The organism is Sporomusa sp. KB1 (assembly GCF_007830295.1).
GTDB lineage: Bacteria > Bacillota > Negativicutes > Sporomusales > Sporomusaceae > Sporomusa.
Map to the genome: position 1 here is coordinate 1848709 of NZ_VLKC01000002.1, position 16368 is coordinate 1865076.

At 45.4% G+C, this 16368-nt stretch carries 12 protein-coding genes, 3 tRNA genes and 1 riboswitch; all 15 genes read right to left on the bottom strand.

The genetic code is table 11. The annotated features are described in order from the left end of the window. Positions 1 to 13: 13 nt before the first annotated feature. Entirely contained in the window at positions 14 to 1264 is a 1251-nt protein-coding gene (locus SALPA_RS12295; RefSeq protein ID WP_145094261.1) for an OFA family MFS transporter, read from the bottom strand. 326 nt (positions 1265 to 1590) lie between these two features. Beyond that, positions 1591 to 1666 (bottom strand) — tRNA-Val (locus SALPA_RS12300). Positions 1667 to 1749: 83 nt separating this feature from the next. After that, positions 1750 to 1824: transfer RNA gene (locus SALPA_RS12305), tRNA-Glu, on the bottom strand. A 164-nt stretch (positions 1825 to 1988) separates the two neighbouring features. Beyond that, a tRNA-Lys gene (locus SALPA_RS12310) sits at positions 1989 to 2064 on the bottom strand. A 155-nt stretch (positions 2065 to 2219) separates the two neighbouring features. Then, on the bottom strand, positions 2220 to 3503 hold the full coding sequence (locus tag SALPA_RS12315; RefSeq protein ID WP_145094264.1) for an adenylosuccinate synthase: 1284 nt from the start codon (positions 3501 to 3503) through the stop codon (positions 2220 to 2222). A gap of 387 nt (positions 3504 to 3890) precedes the next feature. Continuing rightward, the gene (gene ptsP, locus SALPA_RS12320; RefSeq protein ID WP_145094267.1) at positions 3891 to 5609 is read right to left on the bottom strand and encodes a phosphoenolpyruvate--protein phosphotransferase; all 1719 of its coding nucleotides are present in this window, start codon (positions 5607 to 5609) and stop codon (positions 3891 to 3893) included. A gap of 3 nt (positions 5610 to 5612) precedes the next feature. Continuing rightward, a complete protein-coding gene (locus tag SALPA_RS12325) occupies positions 5613 to 5846 on the bottom strand; it encodes an HPr family phosphocarrier protein (RefSeq protein WP_145094268.1) in 234 nt (77 codons plus the stop codon). A 279-nt stretch (positions 5847 to 6125) separates the two neighbouring features. Then, positions 6126 to 6752 carry a sigma-70 family RNA polymerase sigma factor gene (locus SALPA_RS12330; RefSeq protein WP_145094271.1) on the bottom strand — a complete coding sequence of 209 codons (627 nt, stop codon included), beginning with the start codon at positions 6750 to 6752 and terminating at the stop codon, positions 6126 to 6128. Between the two features lie 257 nt (positions 6753 to 7009). After that, a riboswitch (cyclic di-GMP riboswitch) is annotated at positions 7010 to 7095 on the bottom strand. Between the two features lie 356 nt (positions 7096 to 7451). Continuing rightward, the gene (gene dnaB / locus SALPA_RS12335) at positions 7452 to 8786 is read right to left on the bottom strand and encodes a replicative DNA helicase (protein ID WP_145094274.1); all 1335 of its coding nucleotides are present in this window, start codon (positions 8784 to 8786) and stop codon (positions 7452 to 7454) included. Between the two features lie 98 nt (positions 8787 to 8884). Further along, the gene (gene lonC / locus SALPA_RS12340; RefSeq protein ID WP_145094276.1) at positions 8885 to 10828 is read right to left on the bottom strand and encodes a Lon family ATP-dependent protease; all 1944 of its coding nucleotides are present in this window, start codon (positions 10826 to 10828) and stop codon (positions 8885 to 8887) included. 25 nt (positions 10829 to 10853) lie between these two features. Next, entirely contained in the window at positions 10854 to 11300 is a 447-nt protein-coding gene (rplI, locus tag SALPA_RS12345) for a 50S ribosomal protein L9 (RefSeq protein WP_094606650.1), read from the bottom strand. Further along, positions 11260 to 13266 carry a DHH family phosphoesterase gene (locus SALPA_RS12350; RefSeq protein WP_145094279.1) on the bottom strand — a complete coding sequence of 669 codons (2007 nt, stop codon included), beginning with the start codon at positions 13264 to 13266 and terminating at the stop codon, positions 11260 to 11262. The genes rplI and SALPA_RS12350 overlap by 41 nt, the downstream gene beginning before the upstream one ends. Positions 13267 to 13281: 15 nt before the next feature. Further along, the gene (locus SALPA_RS12355; protein WP_145094282.1) at positions 13282 to 14241 is read right to left on the bottom strand and encodes a YybS family protein; all 960 of its coding nucleotides are present in this window, start codon (positions 14239 to 14241) and stop codon (positions 13282 to 13284) included. 3 nt (positions 14242 to 14244) lie between these two features. After that, positions 14245 to 14553, bottom strand: coding sequence for a MazG-like family protein (locus SALPA_RS12360; RefSeq protein ID WP_145094285.1), 309 nt, complete (start codon positions 14551 to 14553; stop codon positions 14245 to 14247). Positions 14554 to 14750: 197 nt separating this feature from the next. Further along, positions 14751 to 16238, bottom strand: coding sequence for a PAS domain-containing sensor histidine kinase (locus tag SALPA_RS12365; RefSeq protein WP_186451054.1), 1488 nt, complete (start codon positions 16236 to 16238; stop codon positions 14751 to 14753). Positions 16239 to 16368 lie beyond the last annotated feature (130 nt).

Sequence of the window (16368 nt, forward strand, 5' to 3'; positions counted from 1 at the left end):
GCAACAAATCTTCTTATGCCACTTTAGCATCTTCAATTTTAGCTTTGGACGGCGCAGCCAATAGAGGCAACACTAGAGCAATAGCTAAACCCACTGCCGTGATAATGAGCGCTTCACTGTAATTGCCGGAAGCCTGACGGATACGGGAAAACAACATAGGTCCCATAATACCGGCTGCTCCCCAGGCGGTTAACATCCAACCATAAATCCGGCCTACATATTTTGTGCCAAAGATGTCAGCCGCATAGGCTGGCATGGTAGAAAACCCGCCGCCATAACAGGCGTAAATGTAAGAACAAATTATGGTGAACATCATCATATCCTGCGTGCCCGACAAAAAGTAAAAGGCAATGGCCTGTGTGCTAAATAAAATGAAGAATACCGTACGACGGCCAATCTTGTCAGAAACAGATGCCCAGAACAACCGACCCAACCCATTAACTATGGCAAACAAACCCAGGATAACGCCAGCCTGCATGGCCTTTTCTCCAACACTCATAGTGCTTGGCATAAGTTCTTGCGCCATTGGTGAAGCCTGAGAAATAAGTGCAATGCCAGCCGTAATATTGAGGAATAGCATAGCCCATAAAAGATAGAAATACTTAGAACCGACAGCCTGACCCAAGGTCATGCCGTCAGATGCTTTTTTGCCGATCGGCGGCATCCAACCTGCCGGTACATAGTCAATTGGTGGTTCCACCATTAGCTGAGCAGCTCCGGTAACAGCAACTAAGAAAATACCGCCAAAAATGTAAAACGTCATGGCAGTACCCATGCTGGCAATCATCCCGGGTGAAAGCATAGTAAGCATAAGTGAACCCAGACCAAAACCCATAACAGCTAACCCAGTAATAAGGCCCCGTTTATCCGGAAACCATTTAACCAGGGTAGCAATTGGCGTAATATAACCAAAGCCGAGGCCTAGACCACAAACCAGACCATAACCAATATAAATTACTGTGAGCGACCCAATTTGGTCACCATAACCTGTAATAAGAGTGCCTAAACCAAAAAGAATGCCCCCGATAGTAGCAACAATACGTGCCCCTTTAGTATCCAAAATATAACCGCCTGCAGCACTAGATATGGCCAAAAAGCCAATCGCAATGGTAAAGGTCAAGGTAACCTCTGAATTGCTCCAGTTATGCGCTGCCATTAACGGCTTGGTAAACACACTCCAGCCGTATACCGTCCCCAGGCAAATCTGCATAACGATTCCCGCCAAGGCAATCAGCCAGCGGTTAGGGTAGTTTGTTCCCTTCATGAAAAACACTCCTCCCTTATTATATAGATCACGCATCAAGGCATAGAGGCAGAAATGCACTTGTTTAACTATTCAGATAAATTAACCAATACACTCTCCTGGCGCTAAAGGAGCACAGTTCCGCCTACCCGCAACATGAACTTATTACTATTATATATAGCAATTTCACCCACCTTCCACAAACAATTACTGAACTGTACAATATCGCTGCTGAAGAGTTGTTTTTGGATACTGGCCGATGATTATATTACTTAATATTCTGCTAATTTTAGGAAAAAGAAAAGGAAGAGTCTTTGAAATGCAATCCAGAGACTCTTCCTTTTCTTTGGTGGGCGATGACAGGATCGAACTGCCGACATCCTGCTTGTAAGGCAGGCGCTCTCCCAGCTGAGCTAATCGCCCGTACGTATTCGATATTCGATGTTAGACTTTCGATTTTCGAATTGAATTATCGAATGTCGTATGTCGAATATCGCACGTCGATATGGTGACCCGTGGGGGAATCGAACCCCCGTTATCGCCGTGAAAGGGCGGTGTCTTAACCGCTTGACCAACGGGCCAGTAAAATTAAATAGTACCTATGAACTGGATAAGAAGCAATCGATTCTTACCACGAAAGTTATTATATCGTAATTACGTACGTTTGGCAACACCCTTTTCGATAATTTGAAAAAAACTATAATAAAAAGGCATCCTAAACAATGTCTAAGATGCCAAAATTCACTGGTGATCCACCCGCGACTCGAACGCGGGACACCCTGATTAAAAGTCAGGTGCTCTACCAACTGAGCTAGTGGATCATCTTCACAAGATCAGATTATACAATATGGATATAGGCTTGTCAATACTGTTTTACTGAAAACGTTTACTTTAGCAAGCGTTACGGCAAAGCCTACCGCCTGCTAAAAGATTACCCAAAAACACCCCGCCGCGACGGGATGTTTTTGGTGTCCATTTAAAACATATCATCAAGAATCATTGTTTGCTCACGTCCAGGACCAACTGAAACGATACCAATCTTAATACCACTGACTTCACTCAGCCGTTCAATATAACGCCGCGCATTGGCCGGCAGCGCATCATAACTTCTCACAGAGCAGGTAGGCTCTTGCCAACCTGGTAGTTCCTCATAAATCGGTTCAACCTGAGCTAAGACCTTGAGACTGGCAGGAAACTCGTTTAAGAGCTCACCTTTATATTTGTAGCCAATACAAATCTTAAGAGTCTTCAAGCTGTCAAGGATATCCAGGCGGGTAATTGCCATATACTCAATGCCGCTGAGATAACCGGCATAACGTACTACGCAGGCATCCAGCCAGCCGCAGCGACGGGGGCGACCGGTTGTTGTACCATACTCGTGACCAATTTCTCTAATCGTTTGGCCTACTTCATCAGTAAGCTCAGTCGGGAAAGGACCTTCACCAACCCGTGTGGTATAGGCTTTAACTACGCCAATTACTTTATTGATTTGCGTTGGCCCTACACCAGCGCCAATGCAGGCGCCGCCAGCGATAGGGTGAGAGGAGGTTACATAAGGATAGGTGCCATGATCCAGATCCAATTGGGTGGCCTGTGCCCCTTCAAATAATACCTTTTTACCATTTTTAATGGCAGTATGCAGCACAGATGCCGTATCGGTCACATACGGTTTGAGTTGACGGGCATACTCTAAGTATTCCTGTTTGACTTGTTCAAAGTCAAAGCCCTCCACACCATACACAGCTTTTAAAAGATGATTTTTGGCTTCCAGGTTGAACTCCAGCTTAGAGCAGAATTCCTCTTCATCCATCAAATCAACTATCCGGATGCCTGAACGGGCGTTTTTATCCATATAACACGGACCAATGCCGCGTTTGGTTGTGCCAATTTTACGATCCCCACGGGACTCTTCTTCCACTTCGTCAAGCAGCCGGTGATAAGGCATAATGACATGAGCACGATTAGACACTTTTAATCCTGAGGTATCAATGCCTTTATCCTTCATATCTTGCAGTTCTTTAAGCATAACGGGCGGGTCAATTACGACACCGTTGCCGACTACGCAAGTCTTTCCTGAATATAATATGCCTGACGGCAATAAATGCAGTTTAAACTCAGTACCGTCAACAACTACAGTGTGACCGGCATTATTACCACCTTGATACCGAACCACAACGTCGGCTTGTTCAGCTAAGTAATCAACAATCTTGCCTTTTCCTTCGTCACCCCACTGGGTTCCAATGACAACTACAGAAGACATATCATCAATCCTTTCATACGCAACTGGATATAAACGGCTATCTGTGTCGCTATCCCTCAGACACATTAATTACTTGCGTACATTAAGTACGCGGCGCTGTAGTGTCTTCCTGTGCGCCTCGCAGCTAACCATTTCTATCCAGTTGCGGCTTTTTCGCTTATTCTATTCATTACAACCCCAAACCAGGCCATGGCATCTACATATCGGAGATAATGAGCATACTATAGTAGAAAATAACTCTATCTAGTTTTTCCCCTTTTTTCCCTTGTTTATCATAGCATTAGCAGATAATGGCTGTCAATAAAAATCGAATGATTATATCAATAATATAGATATCGTTCGGAAAAACAAGATTGACCTGCAGCCACTATCTGCAGGTCAATCTTGTTACTCTGCTTGTTGAACAAACTCAATGAGCAAACCCCGGATATCGTTCGCATCTTTTAATGTGAGTGCCTTAACCAGTACTTGCCTCATTTGCTCGTCATCAAAACGTCGGATTACTTCTTTTATTCGGGGAATAGCAGGCGCATTCATACTGAGTTTATCAAACCCCATTGCCGTTAAGAGCGGTGCCGCCAATAGATCTCCGGCCATTTCACCGCACATGCCTACCCATATTTTGTGCTCATGACCAGCTTTAACAACACTGTCAATCAGTCTGAGTACTGCCGGGTGAAAGTGACTATAGAGTGAACTAACCGCCGGATTCCCCCGATCAACAGCCAAAGTGTACTGCACCAGGTCGTTGGTACCAATACTGAAAAATTCACATTCAGTTGCCAATTCTCGTGCGATAACAGCAGCTGCCGGGGTCTCGATCATAATGCCTAATGGCACAGCAGCCCCAAAGGACTTGCCCTCTTTGGTAAGTTCAACCCGGGCCTGATTGACATACTGTCTGGCGGCAGCAATTTCCGCAGTGCTAATAATCATGGGTAGCATAATGGCTACGTTACCGTAAGCCGCCGCCCGCAGAATGGCTTTGAGCTGGGTAATAAACAGTTCCGGGCGCGTAAGGCTGATACGAATGGCCCTCAAGCCGAGAAACGGGTTTTCCTCTTTGTTGATATTTAGGTAGTGCAGCGGTTTGTCACCACCAATGTCCATCGTCCGGATAACACACAAATGCTGACCACACTGCTCGGCAACTGCTTTATAGGCGATAAATTGTTCCTCTTCATTTGGCGGAACATCACGCCCCAGGAACAAAAATTCACTGCGAAATAACCCAACCCCCTCCGCCCCCTGTTTGATCGCTGCAGTCATGTCGGCAGGAGAGCCGATATTGGCGGCTAGTTGAATTTTTGTGTTACTTTGCGTGACTGCCGCAAGAGTAGCTACTTGACTGTCCTGATATTTCCGGGCAGCCTCAGCGGCCGCTTTCTCTTGGTACTCGGCCAAATGCTCTGGCGTCGGGTTAAGAATAACTTGGCCGGTGTAGCCATCAACAATAGCAAGCATACCACTCGTAATTCGGCTTATTGCATCGCCCAGCCCGGTAATCACCGGTATTGAGCGCGACTTAGCAATAATAATAGTATGTGAAGTGGTACTTCCACGTCCCAGCACCATGCCACGTACTTGGCCCTCAGGCATACCAGCCGTCAGAGAGGGCTCTATTTCCTGTGCAGATAGCACTACAGGTTCAAAACCATATTGGATTTGTCCGGTTCCGGCTAAGAGCCGTGTTAAACGCCTACCAACATCGCGCACATCGGCAGCCCGTTCCCGCAAATAAGAATCAGCCATTGAATCAAACAGGACGGCAAATTCTTCTGCAGCTGCCAACACTGCCTGCGGCGCTGCTATACCTTGCTCGATTTTAGTAGCTATAGTAGCGGCAAGCTCCGGGTCATTAACCATAGTGTAATGGGCATCCATAATATCTGCCTGTTTCTGTTGGCCGGCCACTCGGGCAGCCTCTTTCAGCTGTACAAGATCAGCACTTGCCGTTTGGATAGCATTTGCCAGTCTGCTTGCTTCCAGCACCGGCGTACCTGCTTCATATTGTTTTAAATAATCAGTTTCATCACTTGACAATACTTTTACTGTGGCAATACCAATTCCTAGCACAACCCCAGTTCCATATAATATCTCTTCCATTGGTTAACCCTCACCAAATTTGCCTTCAACCAACGACCTTAGTGCGTCAAGACATTCGCCTTCGTCCGGTCCATCAGCAGTTAGCTCTATTTTGCTTCCCTGACCTAACCCCAGACCCATAATTGCCAGTATACTCTTGGCATCGACTGTTTTGCCGCCAAAGTGAATGGTTACCTTGCTGCTAAATCCAGCTGCCCTTTGGACAAATTGTGCGGCATTGTTAATAACCTTTTTCATTAATCAAAAGCCTCCTCGCAAATTTTACTGTCCCGTGTACAGTATCTTTTCATGGGCAATAACTGCCTGTTTGCTACTGTCCACAACCATTCACCCCGTTGCCCTACCTTATTCTAAAATTATTGTACTGCAATGCGGCGTTGTAAAGCAAACCATAAAAGATATAGTTTCTTACAGATATAGAAAGGCAGACACTTTTGACGAAAAAGTGCCTGCCCGTTTGCTACTGATTTAAACTATGTTCCTGGTACCGCATTGCCACCTAAGCAAGATTTGCCGCTACCCGAGCTTACTAAGCTGCCCGGTTTTCTTGCTATAGCTACCCCTGTCCTTTAACTTCAATGACATTTTGCTGCGAACTCTTTGGATCGCATTATCGATAACCTTTTCCTGTACGTTCAGCTTTTTAGCGATTTCGCGTTGCTTATAGCCTGCGATATATAGATCAATGACCTGCTTTTCCATGCAGGACAAACTGTGTTCCAGCTCATCCTCAATCCGTTCTACCATTTCTTCTTCAATAATAAGAACAGCTGGGTCTGTTTGCTTGGTATCAATAAATACCGCCTCCAGGCTTATACCGGGTGAATCTGGCCCCCCATGCAACGATATAGCTTCATTGAGAAAACAATGCTTTTTGCGATTATACATGGTTACAGCCGATTTAATTGTATTTTTAATAGTAAGCTCTGCTATCAACCGAAACGATTTTCCCCGTTGCTCATCAAAATGGCGCACGGCTTTATATAAGCCAATTAAGCCCCATTGATACATATCGTGATAATCCCCGCCAGGCAAGTAATAGGTTTTGAGATATCGCAAGATCACTTTATTATATTGTCTTGCGATTTTTTCAAACTCTTCATTGTTAACGCAACCATCACTATCAAAACATGACTCAAGCACTCCAGCAACTCCTTGTTCTCATTTTGTTTCTCCCATTAAAAGCTTTGCTCTTCGAACTTTGTTTCTCCCTTGTCCATTAAGCAAAATGGATGAAAACAATATTACGATCAGTTTCCTGCAGTTGCAGACATCACTTGAATTTGCAACATACTTTTTATTTTATCAGACACCTGCTCGTAATACAGTCTGAATTATGCTTAAAAATGGACAACAAAGTAGACAGACTAACGCCTGTCTCTAAAATCAACCATACGCTAGTTGGCGGCTTGGCAATCATAGGCTCTTCGCCCTTAGACCCATAGCTTTGTGTCTTTGCCTTTCGACAAATTTACCAAATATTTAACTTTATCCTATTATAGAACAATTGCTTTATCATTTACTGTCGAATTTATGTTCATTTATATATTTTTTGTTATTTTATTGTTAATTTTCTAGATTCTACTATCCCTATTGGGTTACTACTGCTCAATCACCACAGAGTCGTACATATTCATTTCACCTATGCTCTGTAGTTTATCCACAGGATAGAACGGATAAATCGCCAATGTCACAACACTTGCGGTAAACTAGGTAACGGCCAAAGAAAATATGGGGTTAACGCTTACCGGCGTTACGTTAAGAAACAAATGGTATAAAGAGCTGGAACCAATGGTAAGTGTGATGGTAAAAACATTAGACAGCCTCCTTACAGGGTATGTACTACCCAGGCAATCTAGACAAATCACTAAATTTGGTAAATTGCTTGTGAAAGAACAGTTGGACACTATCAACAGGGCCATTCCGGTGCTTAGCAATAATAACATCGGTAATGTTCTTGTTTTCGGTTTCCGGTTCATAGTAGTCTTCACGGTAAAGGAAGGCGACAATGTCAGCATCCTGCTCAAGTGAACCCGATTCCCGCAAATCACTGAGCATCGGTTTTTTTACCTGTCTGGATTCTACGCCCCGACTAAGCTGAGATAAGGCAACAACCGGCACCTTGAGCTCTCGGGCTAAGGCCTTTAGCGAACGGGATATCTCGGAAATTTCCTGTTGGCGATTTTCACTGCGTGAACTGCCGGTGCCACCTTGCATAAGCTGCAGGTAATCAATGATTATGAGCTTTAGATCATGTTCAATTTTGAGTCTGCGGGCTTTGGAACGCATCTCCATAATGGTAATGCCGGCAGTATCATCAATAAAGATCGGCGCAGCAGCCAAGCGGTCAGCAGCCCGCACCAATTTATCCCAGTCGTTATTTTCAAGTTCCCCAATCCTGAGGCGCTGGGCATCGATGGGAGCCTCAGAACAGAGCATCCGCTGTACCAGCTGCTCTTTGGACATTTCCAGACTAAAAAAGGCCACCGCTTGTTTTTCCTTAATGGCAATATTCTGGGCAATATTAAGAACAAAGGCTGTTTTACCCATACTGGGACGGGCAGCAATCAGGATAAGATCTGAAGGCTGCAAGCCAGATGTCAGCTTGTCCAGGTCTTTAAAGCCAGTCGCCAAGCCAGTAATACCGCCTTTGGAGGAGTACAGCTCAGAAACCCTGTCAAATACATCAAATATAATATTTTTTATCGACGCGAATTCCTGACCAACCTTGCGCTTGGAGACCTCCAGAATCATCTTCTCTGCCTTATCCATGATGACGGCCACTTCTTCATTGGCTTCGTAACCCATACCAGCTACATAAGTGGCAGTAGTAATAAGCTGCCTCAGCAGTGCTTTTTCTTCGACAATCCGGGCATGATACATGACATTTGCCGCTGTCGGCACACTGTTAGCTAGTGCGGAAACATAAGAAATCCCTCCGGCAACTTCCAGCTTTTCATCCCGGCGCAATATCTCGACAACGGTCACCAAATCCACTGCGTCATTTTTATTAAACAACTCCATCATGGAATTATAAATCAGTCGATGCGCCTCGCGGTAAAAATCCTCTGGTCTTATGATTTCAGATACCTTCGAAATAGCTTCGCGTTCAATCATCATAGCGCCCAGTACCGACTGCTCAGCTTCAACATTTTGGGGTGGAACGCGGTCAATCATGTAATTTCTCCTCACTTAATTAAAAAAGCCACGCTTATCCAGGCATAGTACTACATTGCTTACCTGTTTCAGCGCGACTTTTCCGATATAATAACGTTCTAGGCGCTAACAACCTCAATTTCATCAAACAAAACTGCCATGGCCTCTTCGACTGTGACAACAGGCCGAATAATAAGCCCTAAATGATCTTCCGGAATATCTGCCTTGTTTTCTTGCGGAATAATCATCGTCACAATACCGGCTTGTTTGGCACCATAGGCCTTTTCAAATACACCACCAACCGCCTTGACCCGGCCTTGAATAGAGATTTCTCCCGTAATGGCTACGTCCTGGCGGATAGGTTTACCGGTAATGGCGGAAATAATGGCCGAAACTATAGCAGTACCAGCTGATGGACCATCAATGCGGCCGCCGCCAATGATATTGACATGCAAGTCATAGCTAGCCAGGTCCTGGCCAGTAAGTTTCCTAACAACCGCAGCCGCATTAAATACCGAGTCTTTGGCCATACTACCGGCCGTATCGTTAAACCGGATACTACCTTTGCCTTTTTCTGTAGGAAATGCTACAGCCTCAATTTCCAACACAGAACCAAGATAACCACTGACTCCAAGACCAAATACCTTACCTACTTCTAATGTATCTGCTGCCTTGCGGTTTACATAAGGTGACAGGCGGCTAACCTGTACTACCCGGTAGACATCTGCTTTGGTAATACTAACAAGCTGTTGGTCTTGCCCTACCCGCATCAACGCCATACTATAGGCATCAGATAGAATATTGACAGCCTTCCGGCCTTCAATCGTATAGTCACTGATAAGTTGCGGCACTTCCGGCTCAGTAACCACAGCGAGCTTGACTGCTGCGTTGTACACAATTTCTTGAATATGCTTGGGGGTTAAAGGCTCAAAGTAGATCTCGGCACAACGTGAACGCACGGCTGGTGTAATATCACTGGCATCTCGTGTGGTAGCGCCGATAAGGATAAAGTCTGCAGGCGCACCTTCTTCAAACAGCTTTTTAATATATTTAGGAATACTACTATCTGATGGATCATAGTAAGCCGAATCAAAAAATACCCGTTTATCTTCAAGCACTTTTAACAGCTTGTTTTGCAGCATAGGATCCATTTCACCAATTTCATCAATAAACAAGATACCGCCATGGGCATCGGTAACCAGGCCTGGCTTTGGTTCAGGCACCCCGCTGTCTGCCAAATCGCGACGAGCCCCTTGGTAGATAGGATCATGAACTGAGCCTAACAATGGATTCGTGACATCGCGGGGGTCCCAGCGCAAGGTCGTGCCATCGACCTCCACGAAGGGTGCTTCTTGGGCAAAAGGTGTCCCTTTTGTCTTTTTGGCCTCTTCCAATACCAGTCGGGCCGCCGTAGTTTTGCCAACTCCGGGTGGCCCATAAAGAATAAGATGCTGAGGGTAGGGAGATGCCAGTTTGGCTCTTAGAGCCTCGACCGCCCGCTCCTGACCAATAATTTCATCAAGAGTAGTCGGACGCAACAGCTCCATAGCCGAACAGGTTAATTTGCGGGTCTCAAGCTTTTCCAATTGTGCGTATTTTTTGAGTGTCTGGGGATTTTCCACATTAGCAGGGCTTTCTTCCTTAATAACCTGGGTGCGGATTTCCTGTACATATTCTTGATGGCGCTCTTCCATTTTTTCTGCAATTTTCTTTTCGATACGGTCTTCTACCGTACGGCGGGCGCAGAGGTCTGCTAACTCGTCTTCAATTTCACTAAGTATCTCGGGAATATTCTGCAGGGCCGGCAGTTGATCAAGGGTAGGATCCTCAAATACCAGCTTTTGCAGCGCCAACACCCGCTCATCAAGGCGGGCAGAACGCATAAGGTCCAACGCACCCAGCTTTCCGGCTTTAAGCACGACTTTTTCTGCACCTAGAACACCGGTGTACAAACCGTACAGTGCGGCTACCTGGCGTTTAAGTTGATCTTCCTGATTGCTGCAACCGCTGGCAGCGCGGTCAGATTTACCGCTGCGTACTAGTTTGTTAAAAAAATCTTTCATGGTAGTACCTTTCTAATAGTAAAACTTACTCTGCTTTAAGGGTCACTTGAATCTGAGTACTAACTTCCGGATGCAGTTTAATGGGTACAGTAAAGGTTCCTAATGACTTGAGCGCATCTTTAAGCTCAATTTTGCGTTTGTCAAGCTCAAGCTTATGCTCTTTAACCAAAGCATCAGCAATATCCTTTGCCGTAACTGAGCCAAACAAGCGACCGCCTTCTCCCATCTTTACAGGAATACTGACAGTAATTTTAGTCATCTGCGCTGCCAGTAGCTTAGCCTCATCAAGTGCACGCTCTTTCTTGCGCTCCTCGGCAACCTTTTGCAAATTGGCATTATTCACGTTATTGGCAGTAGCCATAATGGCCAGTTTTTGCGGCAAAAGATAATTGCGGGCATAACCCTCTGATACTTCAATTATATCACCTTTTTTACCGAGTTTTTTCACTTCTTGCTGCAGAATTACTTTCATGTGTTGCACTCTCCTTTATATAACTATCAACAATCTCTATCAGCTTGGCTTTAGCCGTTTTAGCATCCATATTTTTCATTTTAGCACCAGCTACCGATTGATGACCACCGCCACCTAGCTGTTCCATAATGACTTGGACATTAAGATCGCCGGTAGACCTGGCACTGATACCAATGCCATCTTCGATATTAAACAAAACAAAGCTTACACGTACTCCCTCAATATTTAGCAGCATATCTGCTGTCTGAGCGGCAGTTACCTGAGCATTTCTTATATCAACCGGACAGACAGCAATCACTACCCCGTCATGTGGCATTTCGGTATTTTCAATAATAGTTGCCTGGCTCTTCATAGTCTCAAAATCAACTCGGAATAAATGCCGAACCAGCGTGGGGTCAGCCCCGGACCGTCGCAGGTAAGAAGCAGCTTCAAAGGTCCGAACTCCGGTCTGAACAGCAAAGTTTTTGGTGTCTACGACCAGACCGGCATACAGCGCCGATGCCTCCAGTCGGTTTAATTCGATTTTATCATCAAAATAACCTAACAGCTCTGTGACCAGCTCACTTGTCGAAGAAGCTGACGGTTCCAGGTAAATCAGCAGGGTATTGGCAATAATCGTCTCAGCCCGGCGGTGATGGTCAATAATAACCGTTCGCTCCGCTCTGGCTAAGACATCCGGCGCTGCCGCCAGCTCAGGGCGATGGGTATCAACAACAAACACCAGTGCTCTGGAATTAACTAAAAGCCCTGCCTGCATCGGCGATATGAATAGATCCCGGTATTCCTCATAGTCAAGCAGTAACTCCGACAATTTGTCAATAGCCATCCCTGGCTGACTAACAACAATTTTCACTTGTTTACCCATATGGCGAACCATTTTGGCTACACCTAGGGCTGCCCCCAGGCTGTCAAAGTCCTCACCCGTATGGCCCATAACCACAATACTATCCGATTGGTCAATAAGTTCCCTAATGGCCTGCGCTACAATTCTGGCTTTAACTCTAGTATTTTTTTCAACCGCCTTGGCTTTGCCCCCAAAGAACTGGACTTTCCCGCTAATATTGACAGCTGCCTGATCCCCGCCACGGCTTAAGGCCAAATCCAACCCAGCCTGCGCCCGCTGGCCCAGTTCTGCCATTGAGTTTTCCCCGGTTGCTGCGCCAATACTTAAGGTCACAGGGATTTTGTTGCCTGCCTGTATGCCGCGAATTCTGTCTAAAATCTCAAACTTATCACCAGTCATTAGGCGGTCAAGTGCATAGCGGGTTACAACAGCGATATACGTATCTTCCGTATACTTTTTCAGATGACCATCCAGCTCTGTCATCCACTCTGCCAGCATCCGGTTAACCTCGCCTAGGATAGCCGTACGCTGACTTTCTGTCAGCCCAGTTAATGCATCACTATAATTATCAATCTGAATATAGGCTAAGACTGTCTGAATGCGGTTACCTGCTTCCTTGTCAGCCTCAAATTCAGTAACATCTGACAGATATAGCGCCGTAAGAGCTGTTGGCTCAGCCACGCGGTAGATAATCTCATAATGACGCATGCCTACCGAAAACTTAATCTGTCCATCTTTACCTACAATTTTATCAAGTGGCAGTGTTGGCCAGATTTTTAGTAACGACTGACCGGGTTCTACCGGTTCTGTCACCCATTCTGTCAGCAATTTATTACGCCAGTGAATACTTCCTTGATCATCAATAATTACAATGGCTAGCGGCAACTTATTAAAAACCTGGGCGGCGGCGGTGTCCACACAACGTCCCATCGTTTCCAAGTAATTCTTTACTTCCCGTTGCCTGGCCGAATAGCGTTCCCGTCCATATAGATAAAGCATATATAATAGAACCGCACCCAATGCGGCCGCGTAGGGATTATAATAGCTGATAATCAGCACAAAAACAGTAGTTACGGCCAGGTAGATACGAGTATCAAACCAAAATGAGGGTCCCTGCGGCATTGTTTTTTCCTCCTGTCACTCCATTTTTGGAGTACGCAGTTGACGATAGTCGAAAATAAGATCAAAGGCACCACCAATAATCAGCGCCTGCATGAATATAGGGTTAGACAGTATCAAGAATAGTATAATACCGCGGACAATTCTTGACAAATTGTATTTATCGGTAAGAAAGTAAACCAGCGCCATCCCCTGCACAAATAAAAGCATGGTGGTAATTACCTGGAGGTTCATGCCGGTATTAGACAATAACTCAAGCTCCCTGGTTTTACCCCAATAGATAGCAACAAAGGACACTGCTAAAGCATAGACAGTGGCACGAGGCATCGACCAATGCCGAAAAGGGGGAAATGATTCGATACGCTGACCCAGTCTAGCCAGCACAGCTTTCGCTACTTGGAAGTTTAAGAAGGTGTCAACAAACGCTGCTAACACAAAGCCCGCAGGCAAAATAACTTTCATAAGCTCCAGCATGGGCTTCATGGTAGCCTCCATGCGAGCCAGTTCTTCTGCCGGCATGCCCATCCCCCGGTAAAAAGCCATAGCCTGCTCAAGACCTGTGGCCATGGCTTCGGTCTGCAGATTAAGGGGATTAAATCCCATTACAGCAGCTGTGACAGCAAGTACTGCAAGCTTGGAAATTAGGGATGCTGACGCCCCAAGGAGCAGTGTCTTGATAGGAGAAAAACCCTGCCTTAGACCATATCCCAAGGCAATACCGATTAAGCCAAAACCTACCACTACCGATACAGCCGTAAGCGGGTGCATGATAAGGGCAATAATAGCGCCTGAGGCAGCCACAGCCATAATACTCCATTTATAGCCATGCCGCACACCCAAAAGCACGATCGGCACAGGCCAAAGTAAATTGACGAAAGCACCAATTATTGGCAAATAGGTGCTGATGAGCGCAAACAGTATAGCAACTGCGGTAAGTACACCGCCTTCGACAACTGGTCTAACCGGACTTTTTTGCATAGGTCACCTCTTCTGGCGAAGATAGCGGCGATATTCGCTCATATCTCCAAACCAACGTTCTGTTTCTGTTTCCTGTTTTATATTGTGTCCAAGCCGAGTATTTACAATCTCCTCCATCTCGGGATACTCAATCCCCAGACGCCGCCCGAGAACAAAGGCTGAAATTATTAGTTGAGCCAGCGCGTCCCCAATAGCCTCTCGCTTATTATGAGCCATCGCCTGATATAGTTTTCCCACTTCAGTCAACAGATCTGCTTTGAGTCCCTCAATTAGCCTTAGCTTGTGCAAGATATCCGATTCCTGGGAGAACACGCGACCGCCTCCTTATTCCACCTTACTATATTCTAAAAGCAATTGCATATTTCCTGCTTTAACTTTAGATAAAGTAAGATGAGAGCTTCCGATGGGGCTTAAACCCAATTTGCAGCTAAATCTCATTTGGCCATCGGTGAAAATAGTAGGAAACCCCGGCTATAAAGCCGGGGCCAAAGTAATGTGTTATCATTAACTTACTGACTAAATCGAATATAGAAGGTTGTACCTTCAGCACCAGTAGCTACCTCAATTTTACCCTTATGGCGTTCAACAATACCATAGCATACCGTCAAACCCAAGCCTGTGCCATTATTCTTGCTGGTTAAAAACGGCGTACCCAGCTTGGCTAAAATTTGAGGTGGAATACCTATGCCCTGATCCTGTATTGCCAGTACAACCTGATCCTCTTCCTCGTATGTCCTAACCGTCACTACCCCTGGTTGTTCCATCGCTTCAAGGCCATTGCGAACTAAGTTGAGTAAAAGCTGCCTTATTTCCTTATCATCTAAAAGAAGGCAGCGTATCTTCCCCAGTTCCAATACAACAGTACTGCCTGATGCTACAGCAGCTGTTGCCAGCAAAGGCTCTATCGCTTTAATAATCGTATTTAGGTCTGTTTCAACATGACAAGACGGCTTGTTCTTGACTACTGCCAAAAACTCGGAGATAATCGAATTGGCACGATCTAGTTCAGTAATCATAAGCTCAAAATATTCCTGATAGGGCTTACATTCCTCTTTCTTGAGCAACATCTGCAGAAAACCCCGGACAGTAGTCATTGGATTCCGGACTTCGTGGCTAATGCCTGCCGCCATTTGGCCCACAAGATCCAGACCGTCCAGGCGCATCATCTCACTTTTCATAAGTTTGGCATCTGTGACATCAGTTGCCATCCCTAATATTTGAGTATCTCCGTCAACAACTATCTTTTCCGCTGAAAACAACGCAGACCGGATCTGCCCAGCTTTGGTCATAAGGGTTATCTCCATATTGCGGACATACCCCTCCTGCCAAAATTTATACTCAATATCTTCAAATACCGCCTGCGACCATAAACCAATTTCGACAGGAGTACGCCCGATAACCTCTTCTTTTTTCCAACCTGTTACTTTCACGAAACTGCTATTGGCATTAAGAATCCGCCCCTGCTGGTCACTAATGCTCATTAAGCTGGGCATAACATTGAAAGCGGCATAAAACTGTTCATTAGCACGACGCAGCTCAGCGGTATTTTTCGCAACTAAATGGGCTAACTGTTGCTGGTAAGTCTCTACTTCCCGTCGCAATTGGACATGCTTTGATACATCCGCTATTGTCACAAGTAAGGCAATAGCCACCCCATCGAGTTCCAGTCGTTTTAGCGTCCAGTCAATATACTGCCAACCATTCAGTGATTTCCACTCATTTATAGTATAACATCCGCCAGTTGTGATAATTTGCTTAGCAATATTCGTTAGCTTTTCTGCCTGAACAGCCCCGAATTTTTCGCACATAACCTCATAGATCGTGCGTCCAATCAGTCTTTCAGAATCCATTTCCATTATATTGCTAAACAGCTTATTGATCTGCACATATCTTTGTCGGGTATCAACTACAGCAATGCCTAGCGTCGCTTGATCAAGAGCGGCAGCAAGAATAGTCGCTTTAAGTTTGCACGAAACATCTTTATCCTCATACTGCACAGATTTATCCTCCATGTCTGACAGGTATCTGTACCATCCTTGGTATCTATTCATTCTATCTTTATCAGTATATTCTCAATACATCTTTTCCCTATATATTCCATGCAAATTGAAATATTCCTTTTTTACA

Coding starts and splice junctions, on each gene's coding strand:
- SALPA_RS12295 (WP_145094261.1), bottom strand. CDS start 1,264: ATGAAGGGAACAAACTACCCTAACCGCTGGCTGATTGCCTTGGCGGGA.
- SALPA_RS12315 (WP_145094264.1), bottom strand. CDS start 3,503: ATGTCTTCTGTAGTTGTCATTGGAACCCAGTGGGGTGACGAAGGAAAA.
- ptsP (WP_145094267.1), bottom strand. CDS start 5,609: ATGGAAGAGATATTATATGGAACTGGGGTTGTGCTAGGAATTGGTATT.
- SALPA_RS12325 (WP_145094268.1), bottom strand. CDS start 5,846: ATGAAAAAGGTTATTAACAATGCCGCACAATTTGTCCAAAGGGCAGCT.
- dnaB (WP_145094274.1), bottom strand. CDS start 8,786: ATGATTGACCGCGTTCCACCCCAAAATGTTGAAGCTGAGCAGTCGGTA.
- lonC (WP_145094276.1), bottom strand. CDS start 10,828: ATGAAAGATTTTTTTAACAAACTAGTACGCAGCGGTAAATCTGACCGC.
- rplI (WP_094606650.1), bottom strand. CDS start 11,300: ATGAAAGTAATTCTGCAGCAAGAAGTGAAAAAACTCGGTAAAAAAGGT.
- SALPA_RS12350 (WP_145094279.1), bottom strand. CDS start 13,266: ATGCCGCAGGGACCCTCATTTTGGTTTGATACTCGTATCTACCTGGCC.
- SALPA_RS12355 (WP_145094282.1), bottom strand. CDS start 14,241: ATGCAAAAAAGTCCGGTTAGACCAGTTGTCGAAGGCGGTGTACTTACC.